Source organism: Nocardioides cynanchi (genome assembly GCF_008761635.1).
In the GTDB taxonomy this organism is placed as follows: Bacteria; Actinomycetota; Actinomycetes; order Propionibacteriales; family Nocardioidaceae; genus Nocardioides; species Nocardioides cynanchi.
The window spans coordinates 76,326-94,788 of record NZ_CP044344.1; the positions used below are offsets into that span (position 1 = coordinate 76,326).

23 protein-coding genes and 3 tRNA genes are annotated in these 18,463 nt (G+C 70.6%); 16 read left to right on the plus strand and 10 right to left on the minus strand.

Features of this window, described 5'->3' with window-relative positions:
• The first annotated feature begins 41 nt into the window (after positions 1 to 41).
• From E3N83_RS00470 to E3N83_RS00525, 12 genes are all read left to right on the plus strand, one after another.
• Positions 42 to 890, plus strand: coding sequence for an HAD family acid phosphatase (locus E3N83_RS00470; RefSeq protein ID WP_151081483.1), 849 nt, complete (start codon positions 42 to 44; stop codon positions 888 to 890).
• Between the two features lie 179 nt (positions 891 to 1,069).
• Entirely contained in the window at positions 1,070 to 1,537 is a 468-nt protein-coding gene (locus E3N83_RS00475; protein ID WP_151081484.1) for a M67 family metallopeptidase, read from the plus strand.
• Entirely contained in the window at positions 1,527 to 1,826 is a 300-nt protein-coding gene (locus E3N83_RS00480) for a MoaD/ThiS family protein (RefSeq protein ID WP_151081485.1), read from the plus strand. Before E3N83_RS00475 ends, E3N83_RS00480 begins: the two co-directional genes overlap by 11 nt.
• The gene (locus E3N83_RS00485) at positions 1,823 to 2,377 is read left to right on the plus strand and encodes an NYN domain-containing protein (protein ID WP_151081486.1); all 555 of its coding nucleotides are present in this window, start codon (positions 1,823 to 1,825) and stop codon (positions 2,375 to 2,377) included. The genes E3N83_RS00480 and E3N83_RS00485 overlap by 4 nt, the downstream gene beginning before the upstream one ends.
• A gap of 21 nt (positions 2,378 to 2,398) precedes the next feature.
• Positions 2,399 to 3,346: a PLP-dependent cysteine synthase family protein gene (locus E3N83_RS00490; protein WP_151081487.1), complete on the plus strand. Its 948-nt coding sequence runs from the start codon at positions 2,399 to 2,401 to the stop codon at positions 3,344 to 3,346.
• A 66-nt stretch (positions 3,347 to 3,412) separates the two neighbouring features.
• Positions 3,413 to 4,396, plus strand: coding sequence for a ribose-phosphate diphosphokinase (locus tag E3N83_RS00495; RefSeq protein WP_151081488.1), 984 nt, complete (start codon positions 3,413 to 3,415; stop codon positions 4,394 to 4,396).
• 121 nt (positions 4,397 to 4,517) lie between these two features.
• Positions 4,518 to 5,330 carry a glutamate racemase gene (murI, locus tag E3N83_RS00500; protein ID WP_151081489.1) on the plus strand — a complete coding sequence of 271 codons (813 nt, stop codon included), beginning with the start codon at positions 4,518 to 4,520 and terminating at the stop codon, positions 5,328 to 5,330.
• Positions 5,327 to 6,106 (plus strand): MBL fold metallo-hydrolase, encoded by a 780-nt coding sequence (locus E3N83_RS00505; protein ID WP_151081490.1) that lies wholly within the window; start codon positions 5,327 to 5,329, stop codon positions 6,104 to 6,106. Before murI ends, E3N83_RS00505 begins: the two co-directional genes overlap by 4 nt.
• Before the next feature lie 53 nt (positions 6,107 to 6,159).
• Positions 6,160 to 7,083, plus strand: coding sequence for an ABC transporter ATP-binding protein (locus E3N83_RS00510; protein ID WP_191907891.1), 924 nt, complete (start codon positions 6,160 to 6,162; stop codon positions 7,081 to 7,083).
• Positions 7,080 to 7,883 (plus strand): ABC transporter permease, encoded by an 804-nt coding sequence (locus tag E3N83_RS00515; protein ID WP_151081492.1) that lies wholly within the window; start codon positions 7,080 to 7,082, stop codon positions 7,881 to 7,883. Before E3N83_RS00510 ends, E3N83_RS00515 begins: the two co-directional genes overlap by 4 nt.
• Positions 7,884 to 7,902: 19 nt before the next feature.
• Positions 7,903 to 8,646, plus strand: a complete 744-nt coding sequence (gene rph / locus E3N83_RS00520) for a ribonuclease PH (protein WP_151081493.1) — start codon at positions 7,903 to 7,905, stop codon at positions 8,644 to 8,646.
• Positions 8,647 to 8,649: 3 nt separating this feature from the next.
• On the plus strand, positions 8,650 to 9,285 hold the full coding sequence (locus E3N83_RS00525) for a non-canonical purine NTP pyrophosphatase (protein ID WP_151081494.1): 636 nt from the start codon (positions 8,650 to 8,652) through the stop codon (positions 9,283 to 9,285).
• Between the two features lie 188 nt (positions 9,286 to 9,473).
• Here E3N83_RS00525 and E3N83_RS00530 read toward each other — a convergent pair.
• The 3 genes from E3N83_RS00530 to bcp all read right to left on the minus strand — a co-directional run bounded on the left by E3N83_RS00530 (position 9,474) and on the right by bcp (position 11,378).
• Positions 9,474 to 9,546 (minus strand) — tRNA-Leu (locus E3N83_RS00530).
• Positions 9,537 to 10,859 (minus strand): MFS transporter, encoded by a 1,323-nt coding sequence (locus tag E3N83_RS00535; protein ID WP_151081495.1) that lies wholly within the window; start codon positions 10,857 to 10,859, stop codon positions 9,537 to 9,539. The genes E3N83_RS00530 and E3N83_RS00535 overlap by 10 nt, the downstream gene beginning before the upstream one ends.
• Positions 10,860 to 10,910: 51 nt before the next feature.
• On the minus strand, positions 10,911 to 11,378 hold the full coding sequence (gene bcp / locus E3N83_RS00540) for a thioredoxin-dependent thiol peroxidase (protein ID WP_151081496.1): 468 nt from the start codon (positions 11,376 to 11,378) through the stop codon (positions 10,911 to 10,913).
• Between the two features lie 43 nt (positions 11,379 to 11,421).
• Here bcp and E3N83_RS00545 point away from each other — a divergent pair, with 43 nt between their 5' ends.
• On the plus strand, positions 11,422 to 11,673 hold the full coding sequence (locus tag E3N83_RS00545; RefSeq protein ID WP_238342996.1) for a DUF3618 domain-containing protein: 252 nt from the start codon (positions 11,422 to 11,424) through the stop codon (positions 11,671 to 11,673).
• Between the two features lie 6 nt (positions 11,674 to 11,679).
• On the plus strand, positions 11,680 to 12,015 hold the full coding sequence (locus E3N83_RS00550; RefSeq protein WP_151081497.1) for a GroES family chaperonin: 336 nt from the start codon (positions 11,680 to 11,682) through the stop codon (positions 12,013 to 12,015).
• Here the strand turns inward: E3N83_RS00550 and nicT are convergent.
• The 4 genes from nicT to E3N83_RS00570 form a co-directional block, all read right to left on the minus strand.
• On the minus strand, positions 12,012 to 13,145 hold the full coding sequence (gene nicT / locus E3N83_RS00555; RefSeq protein WP_202879284.1) for a Nickel transporter NicT: 1,134 nt from the start codon (positions 13,143 to 13,145) through the stop codon (positions 12,012 to 12,014). The genes E3N83_RS00550 and nicT overlap by 4 nt on opposite strands.
• 76 nt (positions 13,146 to 13,221) lie before the next feature.
• Complete coding sequence (gene adhP, locus E3N83_RS00560; RefSeq protein WP_238342997.1) at positions 13,222 to 14,244, minus strand: alcohol dehydrogenase AdhP; 1,023 nt, start codon at positions 14,242 to 14,244, stop codon at positions 13,222 to 13,224.
• A gap of 60 nt (positions 14,245 to 14,304) precedes the next feature.
• Positions 14,305 to 15,234 (minus strand): universal stress protein, encoded by a 930-nt coding sequence (locus E3N83_RS00565; protein ID WP_151081498.1) that lies wholly within the window; start codon positions 15,232 to 15,234, stop codon positions 14,305 to 14,307.
• 25 nt (positions 15,235 to 15,259) lie between these two features.
• Entirely contained in the window at positions 15,260 to 15,808 is a 549-nt protein-coding gene (locus E3N83_RS00570; RefSeq protein WP_202879285.1) for a flavodoxin family protein, read from the minus strand.
• Positions 15,809 to 15,951: 143 nt separating this feature from the next.
• Here E3N83_RS00570 and E3N83_RS00575 point away from each other — a divergent pair, with 143 nt between their 5' ends.
• Positions 15,952 to 16,257 (plus strand): hypothetical protein, encoded by a 306-nt coding sequence (locus E3N83_RS00575; RefSeq protein WP_151081499.1) that lies wholly within the window; start codon positions 15,952 to 15,954, stop codon positions 16,255 to 16,257.
• A 68-nt stretch (positions 16,258 to 16,325) separates the two neighbouring features.
• Here E3N83_RS00575 and E3N83_RS00580 read toward each other — a convergent pair.
• Positions 16,326 to 16,401, minus strand: a tRNA-Lys gene (locus E3N83_RS00580).
• A gap of 132 nt (positions 16,402 to 16,533) precedes the next feature.
• On the opposite strand from E3N83_RS00580, the gene E3N83_RS00585 reads away from it, so the two are divergent.
• The gene (locus E3N83_RS00585) at positions 16,534 to 17,481 is read left to right on the plus strand and encodes a pirin family protein (protein ID WP_151081500.1); all 948 of its coding nucleotides are present in this window, start codon (positions 16,534 to 16,536) and stop codon (positions 17,479 to 17,481) included.
• A gap of 130 nt (positions 17,482 to 17,611) precedes the next feature.
• Here the strand turns inward: E3N83_RS00585 and E3N83_RS00590 are convergent, their stop codons facing one another.
• Positions 17,612 to 18,169, minus strand: a complete 558-nt coding sequence (locus E3N83_RS00590; RefSeq protein WP_151081501.1) for a hypothetical protein — start codon at positions 18,167 to 18,169, stop codon at positions 17,612 to 17,614.
• A 213-nt stretch (positions 18,170 to 18,382) separates the two neighbouring features.
• Positions 18,383 to 18,458: transfer RNA gene (locus tag E3N83_RS00595), tRNA-His, on the minus strand.
• Between the last annotated feature and the right edge of the window lie 5 nt (positions 18,459 to 18,463).

The following is an 18,463-nucleotide window of genomic DNA, read 5'->3' on the forward strand; positions in this document are numbered from 1 at the left end:
TTTGGGTGACCGCACCACACGCACCCACTCGGAGGAACTCTGTGAAGCTCACGCTCAAGCGCCCGGCGCGGACCACCACCATCGCGTTCGCGTCGCTCGCTGCCGGCATGGCACTGACCGTGCCCGGACTGGCGCTCGCCCACGACGGTCACAAGGCCGTCCCCGCTCCGCCGGCAGCACCGACCAGCGCCGACCAGATCCAGAACATCGACCAGGTCAAGACCGCGATCAAGGCCTACTACGGCGACACGCCGACCACCACCGTCGCCCCCGGGACCGCCACCAACCCGCCGACGTTCATCCACACCTTCAACCCGGACGGCGCCTACGCCCACGAGGTCGAGGGCATCGCCGCCCGCGCTGCCAAGGAGCTCAGCCACCACCACAAGCGGACCGCGAACAAGGCGATCCTGTTCGACATCGACGACACGACGCTGAACACCTACAGCTACGAGATCTTCAGCAACTTCGTGTACAACCCGGCGACGAACGCCAACTTCGTCAACGCCTCCGACCCGCAGGTCTTCCCGGCGGTTCCCGGCATGGTGGGTCTGGAGAAGTCGGCCGAGGCCCACGGTTACCAGGTCTACTTCCTGACCGGGCGTCCGATCACCCAGAAGGACGGCACCATCCTCAACCTGACGAGGGCCGGCTACGACGTCGACCCGACCCACGTCTACCTCAAGGACGCCAGTGGCGCGACCGAGCCGTGGCTGTCCAGCTGCGCCCCGGCCTGCACCACGGTCCAGTACAAGTCGCTGACCCGTCAGCACATCGAGAGCCTCGGTGTCGACATCGTCGCCAACTTCGGTGACCAGTTCAGCGACCTGAAGGGCGGCTTCGCGGACTCGACCTACAAGATCCCGAACCCGATGTACTACCTGCCCTGATCACCTCGGCGGTCGAGTGACCATCTCGGTGGTCGAGCGACCATCTCGGTGGTCGCGCACCATCTCGGTGGTCGAGCGACCATCTCGGTGGTCGAGCGAAGTCGAGACCACACGAACGACGCCCCGGGACCTCGGTCCCGGGGCGTCGTCGTACCCGGCGGTTCACTACCCTGAACGGCGTGCTCACCCTCGCGCGGACGACGTACGACGGCATCGTGGCGCACGCCAAGCGGGACCACCCCGACGAGGCGTGCGGCATCGTGGCCGGCCCGGAGGGCAGCGATCGCCCCGAACGGCTGGTGGAGATGGTGAACGCGGCCGGCAGCCCGACGTTCTACGAGTTCGACTCCACAGAGCTGCTCGCGCTCTACAAGGAACTGTGGGCGCGCGACGAGGAGCCGGTCGTCGTCTACCACTCGCACACGGCCACCGAGGCCTACCCGAGCCGCACCGACATCGGCCTCGCGAGCGAGCCTGGGGCCCACTACGTGCTGGTCAGCACGCGGGAGCACGGGAATAACGACGGCCCCGTGGAGTTCAGGTCGTATCGGATCGTCGACGGTCAGGTGACCGAGGAAGAGGTCATCGTGGTCGACGTCCTGCCCGAGACCCCCACCGACCCAGGAGACCAGCCCGATGCCCGTTGAGGTCCGGATCCCGACCATCCTGCGCACCTACACCGCCGGTCAGAAGGCCGTCGACGCGAGCGGCAGCAGCCTGAGCGCGCTGATCGACGACCTGGAGGCCAACCACCCGGGCCTCAAGGACCGCCTGATCGAGAACGGCGACCTGCGCCGCTTCGTCAACGTCTACGTCAACGACGAGGACGTCCGGTTCCTCGGCGGCCTGGAAGCCCCGGTCGCCGACGGCGACCAGGTGGTCGTCCTGCCGGCGGTCGCCGGCGGCGGTCTCGACCGGCTCGCGCACCGGGGATGAGCGACCCGCGTCGTACCTTCCTTCTCGTCGACGGCGAGAACATCGACGCGACGCTCGGCACGTCCCTGTTCAACCGGCGGCCCCAGCCCGAGGAGCGGCCCCGCTGGGAGCGGCTGACGTCCTTCGCCGAGGCGACGTGGGGCCAGCCGGCCATGGGGCTGTTCTTCCTCAACGCCAGCAACGGCAACATGCCCCTGCCGTTCGTGCAGGCCCTGCTGGCAATGGGCTACCGGCCGGTCCCGCTGGCCGGCAGCTCCGACGAGAAGGTCGTCGACGTCGGCATCCAGCGTACGCTCGAGGCGCTGAAGGGCCACGACGCCGACGTGATGCTGTGCAGCCACGACGGTGACTTCGCGCCGCAGCTGGGCGCACTGGACGACGGTCGGCGGCTCGGGCTCCTCGCGCTCCGCGAGTTCGTCAGCGGCCAGCTCACCGGGCTCGACATCCCCTTGTTCGACCTCGAGGACGACGTGGCCGCCTTCAACGCGCCCCTGCCGCGGGTCCGGATCATCCCGCTGTCCGACTTCGACCCCGAGCACTTCCTGCGCTGACCCACCGGAGGCACTCACCCCATGCGCTACGACAACCTGCTGGCCTCGGTCGGCGGCACCCCGCTGGTCGGGCTCCCGACGCTCTCGCCGAGTGCCGACGTCCGGCTGTGGGCCAAGCTCGAGGACCGCAACCCGACCGGCTCGATCAAGGACCGGGCCGCCCTGGCGATGATCGAGCACGCCGAGAAGGACGGGCTGCTCCGACCCGGCTGCACGATCCTCGAGCCGACCAGCGGCAACACCGGCATCTCCCTCGCGATGGTGGCCAAGCTGCGCGGCTACCGCCTGGTCTGCGTGATGCCGGAGAACACCTCGCAGGAGCGCCGTCAGCTGCTGGAGATGTGGGGTGCCGAGATCGTGTCGTCGCCCGCCGCCGGCGGGTCCAACGAGGCTGTCCGGGTCGCCAAGGGCATCGCCGCCGAGCACCCCGACTGGGTGATGCTCTACCAGTACGGCAACCCGGCGAACGCCCTGGCGCACTACGAGGGCACCGGCCCCGAGATCCTGGCCGACCTGCCCGAGGTCACCCACTTCGTCGGCGGCCTCGGCACCACCGGCACCCTGATGGGGGTCGGGCGGTTCTTCCGCGAGCACAAGCCGGGGGTCCGGATCGTCGCTGCCGAGCCGCGGTACGGCGAGCTGGTCTACGGCCTGCGCAACCTCGACGAGGGCTTCGTCCCGGAGCTCTACGACGACTCGCTGATCGACAGCCGCTTCTCGGTGGGCCCGCGGGACGCCGTACGCCGGGTGCGTGAGCTGCTCGAGGGAGAGGGCATCTTCGCCGGCATCTCGACCGGCGCCATCCTGCACGCGGCCCTCGCCCAGGCCGTCAGGTCGGTGAAGGCGGGGGAGCGGGCGGACATCGTGTTCATCGTCTGTGACGGGGGCTGGAAGTACCTCTCCACCGGTGCCTACGAAGGCACCATCGACGAGGCCGAGGACCGGCTCGAAGGGCAGCTCTGGGCCTGAGGGGCGGCTTCGCCGGATTCGGGTTACCCTGAGCCGACCGCCGAGCCCAGCCCACGTGGAGTGCCCGTGCCCGACCGCAACATCGTCGTCTTCAGCGGGTCCGCACACCGTCCCCTGGCCAAGGCCATCTGCCATGACCTCGAGGTCCCGCTCTCGTCGGTGGAGATGACGCGGTTCAGCAACGACTGCCTCCAGGCCCAGCTCCAGGCGAACTGCCGCCAGCGCGACGTCTTCATCGTCCAGCCGCTGGTGCCGCCCACGCAGGAGCACCTGATGGAGCTCCTGCTGATGATCGACGCCGCTCGCGGAGCCAGTGCCGGCTCGATCACCGCGGTGATCCCGTTCTACGCCTACGCGCGCTCGGACAAGAAGGATGCCTCGCGGATCTCGATCGGCGGCCGCCTCGTGGCCGACATGCTGGCCACCGCCGGTGTGCACCGCGTGATCACGATGACCCTGCACGCACCCCAGGTGCACGGGTTCTTCTCGGTGCCCGTCGACCAGCTCACCGCGCTCGGCATCCTCGCCGACCACTTCCTCGCCCAGGACCTCTCCGACGCGGTCGTGGTCTCGCCCGACTTCGGCAACGCCAAGACGGCCACCCAGTTCTCCCGGCTGCTCGGCCTCAACGTCGCGGCCGGCAACAAGCGCCGCCTGGCCGACGACCGGGTGGTGATCGACTCGATCGTGGGCGACGTGGTCGGCAAGCGAGCCATCGTGCTCGACGACGAGATCGCCACCGGTGGCTCGATCATCGAGCTCCTCGACCGGCTCGGTGACCAGGGCTGCACCGACGCCGCGATCGCCTGCACCCACGGGCTGTTCGTCGGCAAGGCCGTCGAGCGGCTGCGTGACCATCCGATGATCTCCGAGGTGGTCACCACCGACACGGTGCCGGCTCCCGCGAACTGGCCGGAGCTGAAGGTGCGCACCGTGGCCGGGCTCTTCGCCGAGGCGATCGCCCGGATCCATGCCGGCGAGTCGGTCAGCAGTCTGTTCGACGGCGTCGACCCCTCGCTCGGGCCGCCGCAGGCCAAGCTCTTCGAGTAAGCCCGGCTCGGGCTGCTCTCGACATCGCTCGACCACCGACCCGCCGGCTGGTCACCGATCCGCGTGACGTCGGTCGCGTCGGAGTGCGGGCCGGGGGTGGGACCACCTACCCTGTGCGTTTGTGTCCCCGTTGTCCCTCGATGCGCCGATCGGGATCTTCGACTCCGGCTTCGGCGGCCTGACGGTGGCCAGGTCGGTGATCGACCAGCTGCCCCACGAGTCCCTGGTCTACCTCGGTGACACCGCCCGGCAGCCCTACGGCCAGAAGCCGATCGGCGAGGTCCGCGAGTACGCCCTCGAATGCCTCGACCACCTGGTGGCCCAGGGCGTGAAGGCGCTGGTCATCGCCTGCAACTCCGCCAGCGCGGCGATGCTGCGTGATGCCCGCGAGCGCTACGACGTACCGGTGGTCGAGGTGATCCTGCCGGCGACGCGTCGGGCCGTGGCGGCGACCCGCAACGGCCGGATCGGCGTGATCTGCACCCGTGCCACCGCCGACTCGCTGGCCTACGACGACGCGTTCGCCGCTGCGCCCCAGATCGAGCTCACGACCCGCGCCTGCCCGCGTTTCGTGGAGTTCGTCGAGGCCGGGGTGACCGGTGGGCAGGAGCTGCTCGCCGCGGCGCACGACTACCTCGACCCGCTCGTCGCCGCCGAGGTCGACACGGTGATCCTCGGTTGCACCCACTACCCCCTGCTCACGGGTGTCATCTCCTACGTCGTGGGCGACGAGGTGACGCTGGTCAGCAGTGCCGAGGAGTGCGCCAAGGACGTCTACAAGATGCTGGTCGGCCGTGACCTGATGCGCGACGGCGGCGACCCGTCGTACCACTTCCTGACCACCGGCGCGCCCGAGGAGTTCGAGCACATCGGCCGCCGCTTCCTGGGGCCTGAGCTCGCGATGGCCGCCCAGTTCGCCGGGGGCCTGCGATGAGGCTGACCGTGATCGGCTGCTCGGGCTCCTTCGCCGGACCCGGCTCGGCAGCGAGCTGCTACCTGGTCGAGGCCGACGACGCCGACGGCCGCACCTGGCGGATCCTGCTCGACCTGGGCAGCGGCGCGCTGGGCGCCCTCCAGGAGTACGCCGACGCCGACGCGGTGGACGCCGTCTTCTTCAGCCACCTGCACCCGGACCACTGCCTGGACCTGTGCGGCTACTACGTGATGCGCAAGTACCACCCCGGTGGCGCCCTGCCTCCGATCCCGGTCTGGGGACCGGCCGGCGTGGCGGCGCGGATGACGCGCGCCTACGACCTGGCCAACGAGGACGACATGTCAGGCGAGTTCGACTTCCACGAGTACGCCGACGGGTCCGCGGAGATCACGCCGGTCGAGATCGGCCCCTTCCTGGTCGAGCCGGTGCGGGTCGCGCATCCGGTGCCGGCGTACGCCGTCCGGGTGACCGCGGAGGGTCGCACGCTCGCCTACACCGGCGACACCGGCCCCTGCGACGCGCTCGACCGGTTGGCCGGTGGAGCCGACCTGCTCCTGGCGGAGGCGTCGTTCCACCACGGGGAGGCCAACCCGCCCGACGTCCACCTGACCGGGCACCAGGCCGGCCAGGTCGCCGCGCGCAACGAGGTGCCTCGACTCGTGATCACCCACGTCCCGCCGTGGTACGACGTCGACGCGATGGTGGCCGAAGCGCGACTCACCTGCGACGGCGAGGTCGTGGCCGCGGTGCCGGGCGCGTCGTACTCCATTTCGTGACTCGGGGTCATCCCTGATCCCTCTGCCTCCCCCGATAGGGCAGGGTGGACCCCATGATCAAGGTGGAAAGGCTCACTCGGGCCTACGGGAGTTTCATCGCAGTCGACGACATCAGCTTCGAGTGCGAGCCGGGGACGGTCACCGGCTTCCTCGGGCCCAACGGCGCGGGCAAGACCACGACGATGCGGGTCATGGTCGGGCTCACCCCGGCCAGCCACGGGGAGGTCACGATCGGGGGTCTGCACTACCGCGACATCCCCAACCCGGGTCGCCATGTCGGGGTCCTCCTCGACGCGTCCGCTCAGCACGCGGGCCGCACCGGCCGGGAGACCCTCGAGCTCGGGGCCCGCACCATGGGGCTGCCCGGGTCGCGGGTCGACGAGATGCTGGCCCTGGTCTCGCTCGACGCCAAGGAGGCCAAGCGCCGGGTCCGCAACTACTCACTCGGGATGAGGCAGCGGCTCGGCATCGCCCACGCTCTCCTCGGCGACCCGACCGTGCTGATCCTCGACGAGCCGGCCAACGGCCTCGACCCCGCGGGCATCCGCTGGATGCGCGGCCTCCTCAAGGGGTACGCCGACAAGGGCGGCACCGTGCTGCTCTCCAGCCACCTCCTGCACGAGGTCGAGCAGATCGCCGACGAGATGATCCTGATCGGCAACGGCAAGATCGTTGCCCGGGGCACCCGTCAGGAGCTGCTCGCGACCGCCACCGGGGGCGCGTCCACCACCCTGGTCACGTCTCTCGACAACGCCGCCCTCGACGCGGCCCTCACCGCCAAGGGCCTGCACACGACCCCGGCCGGAGCCGGGATCCGGGTCACCGCCGAGCCGGTCGACGTCGGACGCGTCGCCGCCGAGAAGTCCATCGTGCTCACCGACCTGCGCGCCGGGAACGAAGGCGGCCTCGAGGACCTGTTCCTCGAGCTGACCGCCGACACCCAGCGCGAGCCACTCCAGAGCGAGGTATCCGCATGACCACCACCGCCCCCGTCGGCCTCGACATCTCCGGCACCACGTCGATCCCGTTCTCGCGACTGTTCCGGGTCGAGCTGCGCAAGACAGTCGACACCCGAGCCGGCCGCTGGTTGGTCGGCATCACCATCGGGGCCGCGCTGCTGGCCGAGGGGATCTTCCTCGCCGTGGTCGCGACGCACAGCGACGCGACCGCGCAGTACGGCGACTTCGTGGGCGCCGCAGCCTTCGTGTCCTCGATCCTGCTACCGGTCGTCGGCATCATGCTGGTGACCAGCGAGTGGAGCCAGCGCACGGCGATGACGACCTTCACCCTGGAGCCGCGACGGATGCGGATCGTGGTCGCCAAGCTGCTGGCGGGGGTCACCCTGACCGCGTTCGTGATCGCGTTCGCGTTGGTGGTAGGCCTGGTCTGCAACCTCCTGTACGGCGCCCTCCAGAGCCACCAGAGCATCGACTGGACGTTCGGTTGGTCGGGTTTCGCGGGCTTCGTGATCAACCAGACGTTCGCAATGCTGGGCGGCTTCGCCCTGGCCTGCCTGCTCCTGAACACCCCCGCCGCGATCGTGGTCTTCTTCATCTACAAGTGGGTGCTCCCGGGGCTGTTCGCGCTCGGCGCCGCCCTGATGTCGTGGTTCAACTCGCTCGTGGGCTGGATCGACTTCCAGGCCGCCCAGAACGAGCTCTACGACATGCCCCTGACCGGGACCCAGTGGGCCCATCTGGCGGTGAGTGGGTTCATCTGGCTCGTGATCCCGCTCGCGATCGGGATCTGGCGGATCCGGCGGGCCGAGGTCAAGTAGGGGTCACTAGGGTCGGGGCATGAACGCCCCCCGACCCGACAGCCCTGCCCGCAGTGACGGCCGCGCCGACGACGCTCTGCGCCACATCACGATCACCCGCCACTGGCTCGACCACGCCGCCGGCTCGGTGCTGGTCGAGTTCGGCCGGACCCGCGTGCTCTGCGCGGCCTCGGCCACCGAGGGCGTGCCCCGGTGGCGGAAGGGCTCCGGGCTCGGCTGGGTGACCGCGGAGTACGCCATGCTCCCGGCCGCCACCAACACCCGCTCGGACCGCGAGTCGGTCCGCGGCAGGATCGGTGGCCGGACCCACGAGATCTCCCGGCTGATCGGGCGCTCGCTGCGGGCGGTGGTCGACTACAAGGCGCTCGGCGAGAACACCATCGTCCTGGACTGCGACGTCCTCCAGGCCGACGGCGGCACCCGCACCGCCGCGATCACCGGGGCGTACGTCGCGCTGGCCGACGCGGTGACCCACCTGCGGGCCCGCGGGGCGCTGAAGGGCGAGCCGCTGACCGACTCGGTCGCGGCGGTCAGCGTCGGCATCATCGACGGATCGCCGCGCCTGGACCTGCACTACGACGACGACGTCCGCGCCGAGACCGACATGAACGTCGTGATGACCGGCTCCGGCTCGTTCGTCGAGGTCCAGGGCACCGCCGAGGGCGCGCCGTTCGACCGCGCCGAGCTCGACGCGCTGCTCGACCTCGCTGCCGGTGGCTGCGCCGAGCTGACCCGGCTCCAGCGGGTCGCGCTGGAGAGTTAGCCGGTGGGCGAGTCGGTGCGGGTGTTCCTGGCGTCGCGCAACCCCAAGAAGCTGCTCGAGATGCGCCGGATCCTGGAGGCCCACCTGCCCGGCGTCGAGGTGCTCGGCCTCGACGACGTCGCGCCGTACGACGAGCCGGTCGAGGACCAGCCGACGTTCGTCGGCAACGCCACCCTGAAGGCGCGGGCCGGGCTGGCCGCGACGGGGCTGCCGAGCGTCGCCGACGACAGCGGCCTGTGCGTCGACGCCCTGAACGGGATGCCCGGAGTGCTCTCGGCCCGCTGGTCGGGGCCGCCCAAGGACGACGGCCGCAACAACGCCCTGCTCCTCGACCAGCTCCACGACGTTCCCGACGACCGTCGTGGCGCCCACTTCGCGTGCGCCGTGGCCTTCTGCGCGCCGCCGAGCGCCGGTCGCCCGGAGGGTGCCGAGCTGGTCGTGGAGGGCCGGATGGACGGCCGGGTGATCCGCGAGACCCGGGGGGGCGGCGGGTTCGGGTACGACGTCCTGTTCGAGGCCGTCGAGTTCCCTGGACGGACCACCGCCGAGCTCGATGCCGCCGACAAGGACTCCGTCTCGCACCGCGGCCGGGCCCTGCGCGAGATCGCCCCGCAGATCGCCGACCTGCTGACCCCTTGAGCCGGGCCACCGGTCCTGGGCGGCGCCGCCCCGGCGGGCTGGGTCGTCGGAAGGCCCGGACTTCCCAGCCGAAATCGTCGCCTCTCGGCCGGAATTTCGGCTGGGAAGCGACGGTTTCACCGGTGAACCGGGGAAAGCTTCTCCCCGACCCGCCGATCGGCGTGGAGTCGCGGGGGAGTGGGCCGGTGTGCGCTCGGAGAGATTCGAACTCTCACTGGACGGCACCTAAAGCCGTTGCCTCTGCCATTGGGCTACGAGCGCGAGGGGGTCGTGCCGGGCAAGTCTAGAGAGGCGGCGGCCGACGCCCGGGCGGTGGCGCCGTCCAGGGTGGCGAGCATGAGCAGCCCGGCCACGACGTACCCGACGCCCTGGACGGCCAGGACCGGCATGATCCCGACCGACCCACCGAGCAGCCCGGCCCCGAGGGAGCCGAGCACCACGGTGACCGACGACGCCAGGGAGCCGAGCGCGAACACCCGGCCGCGCTCGGCGTCCACGGTGTGCCGCTGGAACAGGGTCTGGAGGCCGGCCACGGTCACCGCGCCGGGCAGGCCGACCACGATCATCCCGACGGCCGCCGGCCAGGGCGAGACCAGGAGCAGCGGATAGAGGAAGATCGCCAGGTCCACCAGCCCGAACGCCACGGCACCGGCGCCGAGCATCACCGCCGGCGACCAGCGGGACCCGAGGCTGGCCACCAGGAAGCCGCCGACGATCCCCCCGATCGCCTGCACGCCGCTGATCTGCCCGTAGACCTGGGCGCCGCCGTGCAGCACCTCGCGGACGTAGGGCGCGAACAGCGTGCCCATGATCCCCTCGCCGGTGCTCGTGATCAGCGTGAAGACCAGCAACATCCGGATCACCGGCGAGCGCCAGGTGGCGCGGAGCCCGGTCCGCCACTCCTCGGCCAGCCCGGCGAGCCGGCTACGGACGACGTCGGTGGGGTCGTCGGACGACGCGTCGAGGGGCCGGCCCGAGGTGCGGATCCGAGAGACCAGGAACGCCGCCAGCAGGAAGGTGACCGCGTCCGCGGCGGCGATCGCGGTGATGCCCCCGAGGGCAGCGGTCACGCCACCCAGCCCGGAGCCGAGGAGGCGGGCCAGGTTGCGGACCTGGCCGTTCAGCCCGTTCGCCGCGACGAGGTCCTCGTCGGCCACGACCCGGGGCAGCAGGGCCTGCTCGGCCGGGGCGAAGAAGACCTCCACGACCGACTCCGCGGCCAGCACGACGTACACGAGCCAGATCCGGTGCGCCCCCGAGACCAGCAGCAGGGGGAGCAGGCCGACCGCCAGCACGAGGTTGGCGACCACCATGGTCCGCTTGCGGTCCCACCTGTCCACGAAGACCCCGGCGATGCTGCCCACCACCACCTGCGGGACGAACGACGAGAGCAGGGTGGCGGCCGACGCCAGCGTGGAGCCGGTGAGGGCGTAGACCGAGTAGGCGAGACCGATGCCCAGCAGCCAGTCGCCGGTCATCGAGACCAGCCCGGCTCCGAGCAGGAACCTCAGGTCGGGCACGCTCCGGAGCAGGCGTCCCGGAGCGCGCAGGTCGATCCAAGGCTGTGACGGCATTGTGACACCGTACAGACGTCACTGTGGTGTCGCAATGGTGCGGGCGTGATGTCAGGCCAGCTTCAGGTCCCGACGCAGCTTGGCGACGTGGCCGGTGGCCTTGACGTTGTACTGCGCGAGCTCGATCCGGCCCTCCTCGTCGACCACGAAGGTGGAGCGGAGCACGCCCTCGACGGGCTTGCCGTACAGCTTCTTCTCGCCGAACGCGCCGTACTCCTTCATCACCGCGCGGTCGGCGTCCGAGAGCAGGGTGATCGTGAGCGAGTCGCGGGCCCGGAACTTCGCGAGCTTCGCGGGGGCGTCCGGCGAGATGCCCAGCACCTCGTAGCCGGCGCCCTTGAGCGAGGACAGCGAGTCGGTGAAGTCGCAGGCCTGCGTGGTGCAACCGGGGGTCATCGCCGCGGGGTAGAAGTACACGATCACCTTGTGTCCGCGCAGGCCGGACAGGCTGACGGTGGAGCCGTCGTCGGAGGGCAGCGTGAAGTCGGGAGCCGGGTCACCGGGAGAGAGTCGGGTCATGGCCCGCACTCTAGGAGGTCGGGGCGGTTGGTAGCCTTCGCGCGTGACCAAGGAGACGACCCCGCTCGAGCTCGAGATGGAAGCGACCCGCGAGCGCCTGGCCAGCACCATCGACCAGCTCGTCCACCGCGCCAGCCCGAAGACCATCGCCAAGCGCGAGCTCACCTCCATGAAGGGCTACTTCGTCGATCTCCAGACCGGTCAGCCCCGCACCGACAACATCCTCAAGGTCGCCGGCGGCGTCCTGGGTGTGGTCGTGCTGTTCGCCGTGGTCCGCAAGGTCGCCTCGGACTAGGTGCCGATGGCCACGAAGGTGCCCGACAAGCTGCCGATCAAGATGCTGCACGACCGGATCCTGGTCGAGGTGGACCGCGAGAGCGGTGAACGGCGTTCCTCCGGCGGCATCGTGATCCCGGCGACGGCCGCGATGGGCGCTCGTCGGCTGGTCTGGTCGCGGGTGGTCGCCGCCGGACCGCACGCTCGCTCGGTCCAGGTGGACGACCGGGTGCTGTTCGACCCCGAGGACAAGGCCGAGGTCGAGGTCCAGGGTGAGACGTACGTCGTGATGCGCGAGCGCGACGTCCATGCGGTGGCCGCGGACCGCCTCGGCGACGAGTCGGCCGGTCTCTACCTCTAGCCGGACAGGTCGGAGGACCAACGCTCCTCGATGCGCCCGAAGCGCCAGACCGCCAGCGCCACCACCCAGGTGACCACGAAGAGCCCGACGATGCCGTAGCCGGCATAGTCCAGCGGGATCGACGCGATCGCCGCCAGCGGCCCGGAGCTGATGCCGGCCTCGTGGACCAGAACGCTGAGCAGCTCGATGGTCCCGATGATCAGGGCCACGGCCACCGAGATGCTGGTGATCGTGATGTTGTAGAAGACCTTGCGGACCGGGCGTGAGAACGCCCAGCCGTAGGCGACGTTCATGAAGACACCGTCGACCGTGTCGGCCAGGCACATGCCCGCCGCGAACAGGATCGGCAGCACGAGGATCGCGTAGAAGGGCAGGTTGAACGCCGCGGCCCCGCCGGCCATCACGAGCAGGCCGACCTCGGTTGCGGTGTCGAAGCCGAGCCCGAAGAGCACCCCGATCGGGTAGATGTGCCAGGGCTTGCGGACGCCCCGGGTGAGACCACCGAGGATGCGGTTCATGAAGCCCCGGTTGTTCAGGTGCTCCTCGAGCTGCGCCTCGTCGTACACGCCACGCCGCATCTCCCGGAAGACCCGGATGATGCCGAGCAGGACCGCGAGGTTGAGCAGGCCGAGGACCCACAGGAAGACCCCGGAGACCCCGGCGCCGATCTCGCCCGCGGCCGAGTGCAGCGTCGAGCCGCCGTCGGTGACCGGGCCGACCACGGCCTTCACGCCCAAGGACAGCAGCAGGGCCAGCGCGAAGACGATGGTGGAGTGCCCCAGGGAGAACCAGAAGCCGAGCGAGAGCGGCTTGCGGCCGGCGTCGTCGGCGAGGAGCTTGCGCGTCGCGTTGTCGACCGCCGCGATGTGGTCGGCGTCGAACGCGTGTCGCAGCCCGAACGTGTAGGCCAGCACCCCGACCCCGACGGTGAAGACCGGATGGTCGCCACCGATCCGGAAGTGCTGGGGTGCGACGATCCCGCACAGGATGCCGATGCCGGCCACGTGCAGGAACACGATGAACGCACCCATGCCCCACAGCGCGCGCCGGTCGGCGGCGGTCAGGCTGGCGCGGAACCGGGTCAGGGCGCGCTCCGACCGGACGCCGGGTTCGGTCAGGGTCGGGGCCACCCACCGATTCAATCGCGAATGATCCCTTGTTGCAAGTGGCTTGCAACAAGGGATCGTTCGCAGCGTGTTCAGGCGGTCAGAACTCGATGACCAGCCGCGCGGCCGCCCGCCCGGCGAGGACGTCGTCGATCGACTCGTTGATCTCGTCGAGCTTGCGGGACTCCGCGATCACCCGGGTCCGGCCGTGCGCGTGGAGCTCTAAGACCTCTGTCAGGTCCTGCCGGGTCCCCACGATGGACCCGATCACCGAGATCCCCTTCAGCACCGTCGGGAAGATCGGCAGCGCCATCGGCCCCTCGTTCTCCGGCGGCAGGCCGACGCAGACGAGGCGTCCGCCGCGGCGGAGTGCCGCGAAGGCCTCCTCGAAGACCGACGGGATCACCGCCAGGACGATCGCGACGTCGCAGCCGCCGAGGGCCTCGATCGCCTTGACCGGGTCCGTCGTACCCGCGTTGACGACGTGGTCGGCCCCGAGCTCGCGGGCCAGGTCCAGCTTGGTCGGCTCGACGTCGACCGCGATCACCGTCGCGCCGACGATCTTGGCGTACTGCACGGCGAGGTGGCCGAGGCCCCCGATGCCGAAGACGGCGACCCGCTCGGTGGGCTTGATCTGCGCGACCTTGACTGCCTTGTACGTCGTGACCCCGGCGCAGGTCAGCGGGGCCGCGTCGCGGGAGTCGATGCCCTCGGGCACCGGGACGACGTAGTCGGCGAAGGCGACGGCGTACTCCGCCAGGGCTCCGTCGATCGCGTAGCCGGAGTTGAGCTGCGACTCGCACAGGGTCTCCCACCCGCTGATGCAGTAGCTGCAGTGACCGCAGGCGTAGCCGAGCCACGGGATGGCGACCCGGTCGCCGATCCGGCGGTGGGTGACGCCCTCGCCCAGCGCCTCGACGATGCCGACCCCCTCGTGGCCCGGGACGAACGGCGGGGTGGGCTTGACCGGCCAGTCACCGTGCGCGGCGTGGATGTCGGTGTGGCACAGGCCACTGGCCTCCATCCGGACCAGGACCTGGCCCGGCCCGGGCGACGGGATCGCGCGGTCCTGGATCTCCAGTGGCTGGGTGAAGTCGGTGACGACTGCTGCCTTCATGGTCATGCCTTCCTGCTGAGATGGTGCTTCCAGCCTTCAGGTGGCAGACCAGTGACGACAGAGCCTTCACGCCCGATCCGGGGAGGACCTTGGCCCCGGATCCGACACCGGGACCACTGCGATCGGCACGGACGCGCGCTCCAGGATCGCGGTCGCGGTGGAGCCGTGGGTCAGCCGCCCGAGGAGTCCACGCTCGTGGTGACCGACCACGACGAGGTCCATGGAGTCCGCCAGGGTGAGCAGGCACTCGGCGGGCACGCCGTACCCGATCAGCAGGCGGGTGGGCACCCCGGGGAACCGGGCGGTGGGGCCGGCCAGCGAGTCGACGAGGGTACGACGTACCTCCGCCAGGTCGGGGTCGTCCGCGCTGGTGACCCGGGACGGCCGTCGCGCGGCGACCTCGTCCCACACCGTGTGCATGACGGTCAGCGGCAGCCCGCGCAGGGCGGCCTGCTCGTAGGCGAAGTGCAGCGCCGGGAGCGACACCGGCCCCTCGTCGGTCCCGACCAGCACCCCCTGGGGCTCGATGTGCTCGTGCCGCGGCCGGATCACGACCACGGGACACGTCGCCCGGCCGACCACCTCCTCGCTGACCGACCCGAGCGCGATGCTCAGCACATGGCCGCGGCCACGGGAGCCCATCACGATCATCGCCGCGTCCGCGGAGGCGTCGAGGACGGCCTGCCGGGCGTCGGAGCTGCGCACCACCTGGTGCACCACCAGCCCCGGCTGCCGGCTGACCACCCGGGTGGTGGCGCGGGCGAGCAGCCCGTGGGCTGCGGCCTGGAGGTCGGCGAAGAGGTCGAGCGGGTCGGGGGAGCCCTGGGTCATCGACGGCAGGGCGACCCCGAGGGGACTGCCCGTGCCGTGCACGAGGACCACATGGCGGTGCTCCAGTGCCGCCAGGTCCGCGGCCCATTCGAGCGCCCACACCGTGGGCTGGGCGGCGTCGACTCCGACGACGATGCTCCCCGGCGGCAGGTGCTCGGTGTCCATGACCCCTGGCTCTCCGGGCCGCGGCTCAGTGGGCCGGGGTCAGTCGGCTCCAGGACTCGGTGGCCACGCCGCGCCCCCAGGCGATCGCGCGGTCGAGCTCGTGCGGCTCGAGCGGGCCGGGTACGGCGTGCACGAGGAAGCCGGTCGGGGCCGCGACGATCTGGTGCCCGTGGTCGTCGAGGATCCGGGCCGCCCGGCGGGACGCCGAGGCCGGCAGGTAGCGCACCTTGGTGACCCGGGTGTCGAACGTGGCGACGAGGGGGAGCCGGGACGCAGTGACCAGGGTGTCGAGCCACTCGCGCATGCCGATGTCGATGACGACGTCGCGACCGCCCTGGCGTACGGCGTCGCGCCGCGTGGCGGGGCGGCTCAGGGAGAAGCCGTGGGTCGGGGCACCGACGACGAGGAGGTCGACGTCCGCCAGATCGGCAGCGCCGGCGCGTGACACGTCGAGCACCGTCGTGTCGCAACCTTCCAGACGCAGGCCGGCTGCCACGGCTCGGGCAACGCGCTCGGTGTTGCCGAACATGGACTCGTAGGCCACGAGGGCCTTCACTGCCGGCTGGTCGCCCATCCTCGTACTCCTCGTCGTCGGTCCGTTCCACCATGGCTCGGCCCACGTGTCCCGGCTCGGGTCCCCGGACCCCGCTCGCGAGGCCGAAGGTCCCTGTCTGGTCGCTCGCGGGTCGGTGAGGCTGGTGGAGACAGGAGTGAGCGATGTACTTCATGTGGGTGCCGCCCCCGTCGGAGCCCTACGGTTCCGACCCGCCGCCGGCCGAGCACCGGGTGGTGCTCGACCCGGCCGGTGACCCCGAGGCACTGCGACGGGCCGTGGCCCGGCTCACCCTCGACCAGCTGGCCGGTGCGTGGCACAGCTCGCAGACCGCCCTGGCCGCCGGCCACGACGTACGACGCCAGGCACAGCTAGTCATGCTGCGCGGCATGGTGCTCGACGAGGTGGAGCAACGCCGCCCCCGGCTCTACCGCCGCTGGCTGCGCGACGGTGGGCCCCGCCTCGGCTGACTCGGTCCACGCGGTGGCGTCGACGCGACCGCTCAGGCCAGGGAGCGCCTCTGACCTGCGAGGATGAGTGGTACGCCATGTAGGACTTGAACCTACAACCCGCTGATTAAGAGTCAGCTGCTCTGCCAATTGAGCTAATGGCGCATGCCCCGAAGAGCGACCGCAAGACTAGCAGCGGGGCGCGCGCGCTCCCAATCGGATGGGCGGGGTGGAATATCAAAGATTCAACTACCGTTGCTCCGGGCGACCGCACGACGAAGCAGGAGGTGGGCCCCGATGCCCGCAGTGACCGTTGACGACCTGACCACGCTGACCCGGCTGCCCGAGCCGGGCCTGGGCGACCAGCCGCGACCCGTCTGGCAGGTGACGACGGCGCCCCAGGGGTACGAGGGTGAGGGCTTCCCGGTCCGCCGCGCCTTCGCCGGCATCGACCTGAGCCTGCTCGACCCGTTCATCATGATGGACCAGATGGGCGAGGTGGACTACGCGCCGGGCGAGCCCAAGGGCACGCCGTGGCACCCGCACCGCGGCTTCGAGACGGTCACCTACATGATCGACGGCGTCTTCGAGCACCAGGACTCCCACGGCGGCGGCGGCACGATCACCAACGGCGACACCCAGTGGATGACGGCCGGCTCCGGCATCCTCCACATCGAGACGCCGCCCGAGTGGCTGGTCCAGTCCGGCGGTCTCTTCCACGGCATCCAGCTCTGGGTGAACCTCCCGCGCGAGGAGAAGATGGTGGCGCCTCGCTACCAGGACATCCGCTCCGGAGAGGTCGCCCTCCTGACGTCGTACGACGCGGGGTCGCTGGTGCGGGTGATCGCCGGCCGGGTGGGTGCGCAGGCCGGACCCGGCTCCACCCACACGCCGATGGCCCTGGTGCACGCGACGATCGAGCCCGGTGCCCGGCTCGACCTGCCGTGGGACAACGAGTTCAACGCGCTGGTCTACGTGCTCAACGGCCAAGGCACGCTGGGGACTGACGCCCGGCCGATCCGGTCCGGCCAGTCGGCCGTGCTCGGGGCCGGCGACTTCCTCACCATCGCCGCGGACGCCGGCCAGGAGAGCCGCTCGCCGAAGCTCGACGTGATCGTGGTCGGCGGCAAGCCGATCGGCCAGACCCTGGCCTGGGCCGGGCCGTTCGTGATGAACACCAAGGCCGAGGTGCTGCAGGCCTACGAGGACTTCCAGAAGGGGCGCTTCGGCCACATCCCCGGCTGAGTCACTCCGCTCGGAGGCCCCGGACGGCAACGCGTCCGGGGTCTCCGATCGTTGGCCGTGACAGGGACAACCACGGGCCATCAAGGGCGGGCACACAGGGGGGTGGCGCTCGCCGCGGAGTCGATCAGGTTCAGCCGACCTGCGGGACCGCGATCACCACGGCGGTCGACGAGCAGCTGCTGCTCGAGACCTGGGCCGTGATCATCCCGGCGGGCCGGTGGTTGCCGGTGCCGATGTACGCCATCGTCTTGACCGTGAAGACGGGTGCGACCGAGCTGTTGCCGGCCAGCGGCGCTGCGGTCATGAAGGTGAACGTGTAGCAGCCGTTGCCGTCGGGGTCGAGGTGCTTGTTCCCCTTGCCGAGCTGGGTCCAGCCCGCGGGCAGGTTGGTCGTGTCGGAGTAGGTGAGGTCCTGGATCCCGCAGATCGTCAGGGTGACCGACAGCCCGGTGACCGCGGTGCTGCAGCCGTTGACGACCGACAGCGGAATGTCCAGGTAGTTGAGGCCGCCGGTGCGCCACCGGGCGCTGCCGGTGAGCGAGATGTCGCAGCACCCGGTGCCGGCGAACGCCGGAGCAGTCGCGGCGATCTGGATCATGGGCACGGTCCACGCGACCGTGGCCGTCGTACGGACGAGCCTGCGGCGGGTGATGCGGCGCGGCTCAGCGGTCGAGTTGACAGACGTCATCGAAGATTCCCCCAGGTGAGTGGCCGCCTGTCTCGCCCGTTGCAAGACATCCCCGTCGGCCTGCCGGTCATCCCCCGATGAACCCGGCAACTGGAAGGTACGGGGGCGGTTGCAGCACTCGTCGGCGAACGCGCCGGATTTTGCCTGGAGGTCGTGAAGACCGTCCGAACGGTCCGAGTCGGTAGCGACTCGGACTATTCGACGGGACCCGATTGGGGTGAGTGACGGGACTTGAACCCGCGACATCCGCGACCACAACGCGGCGCTCTACCAGCTGAGCTACACCCACCATGC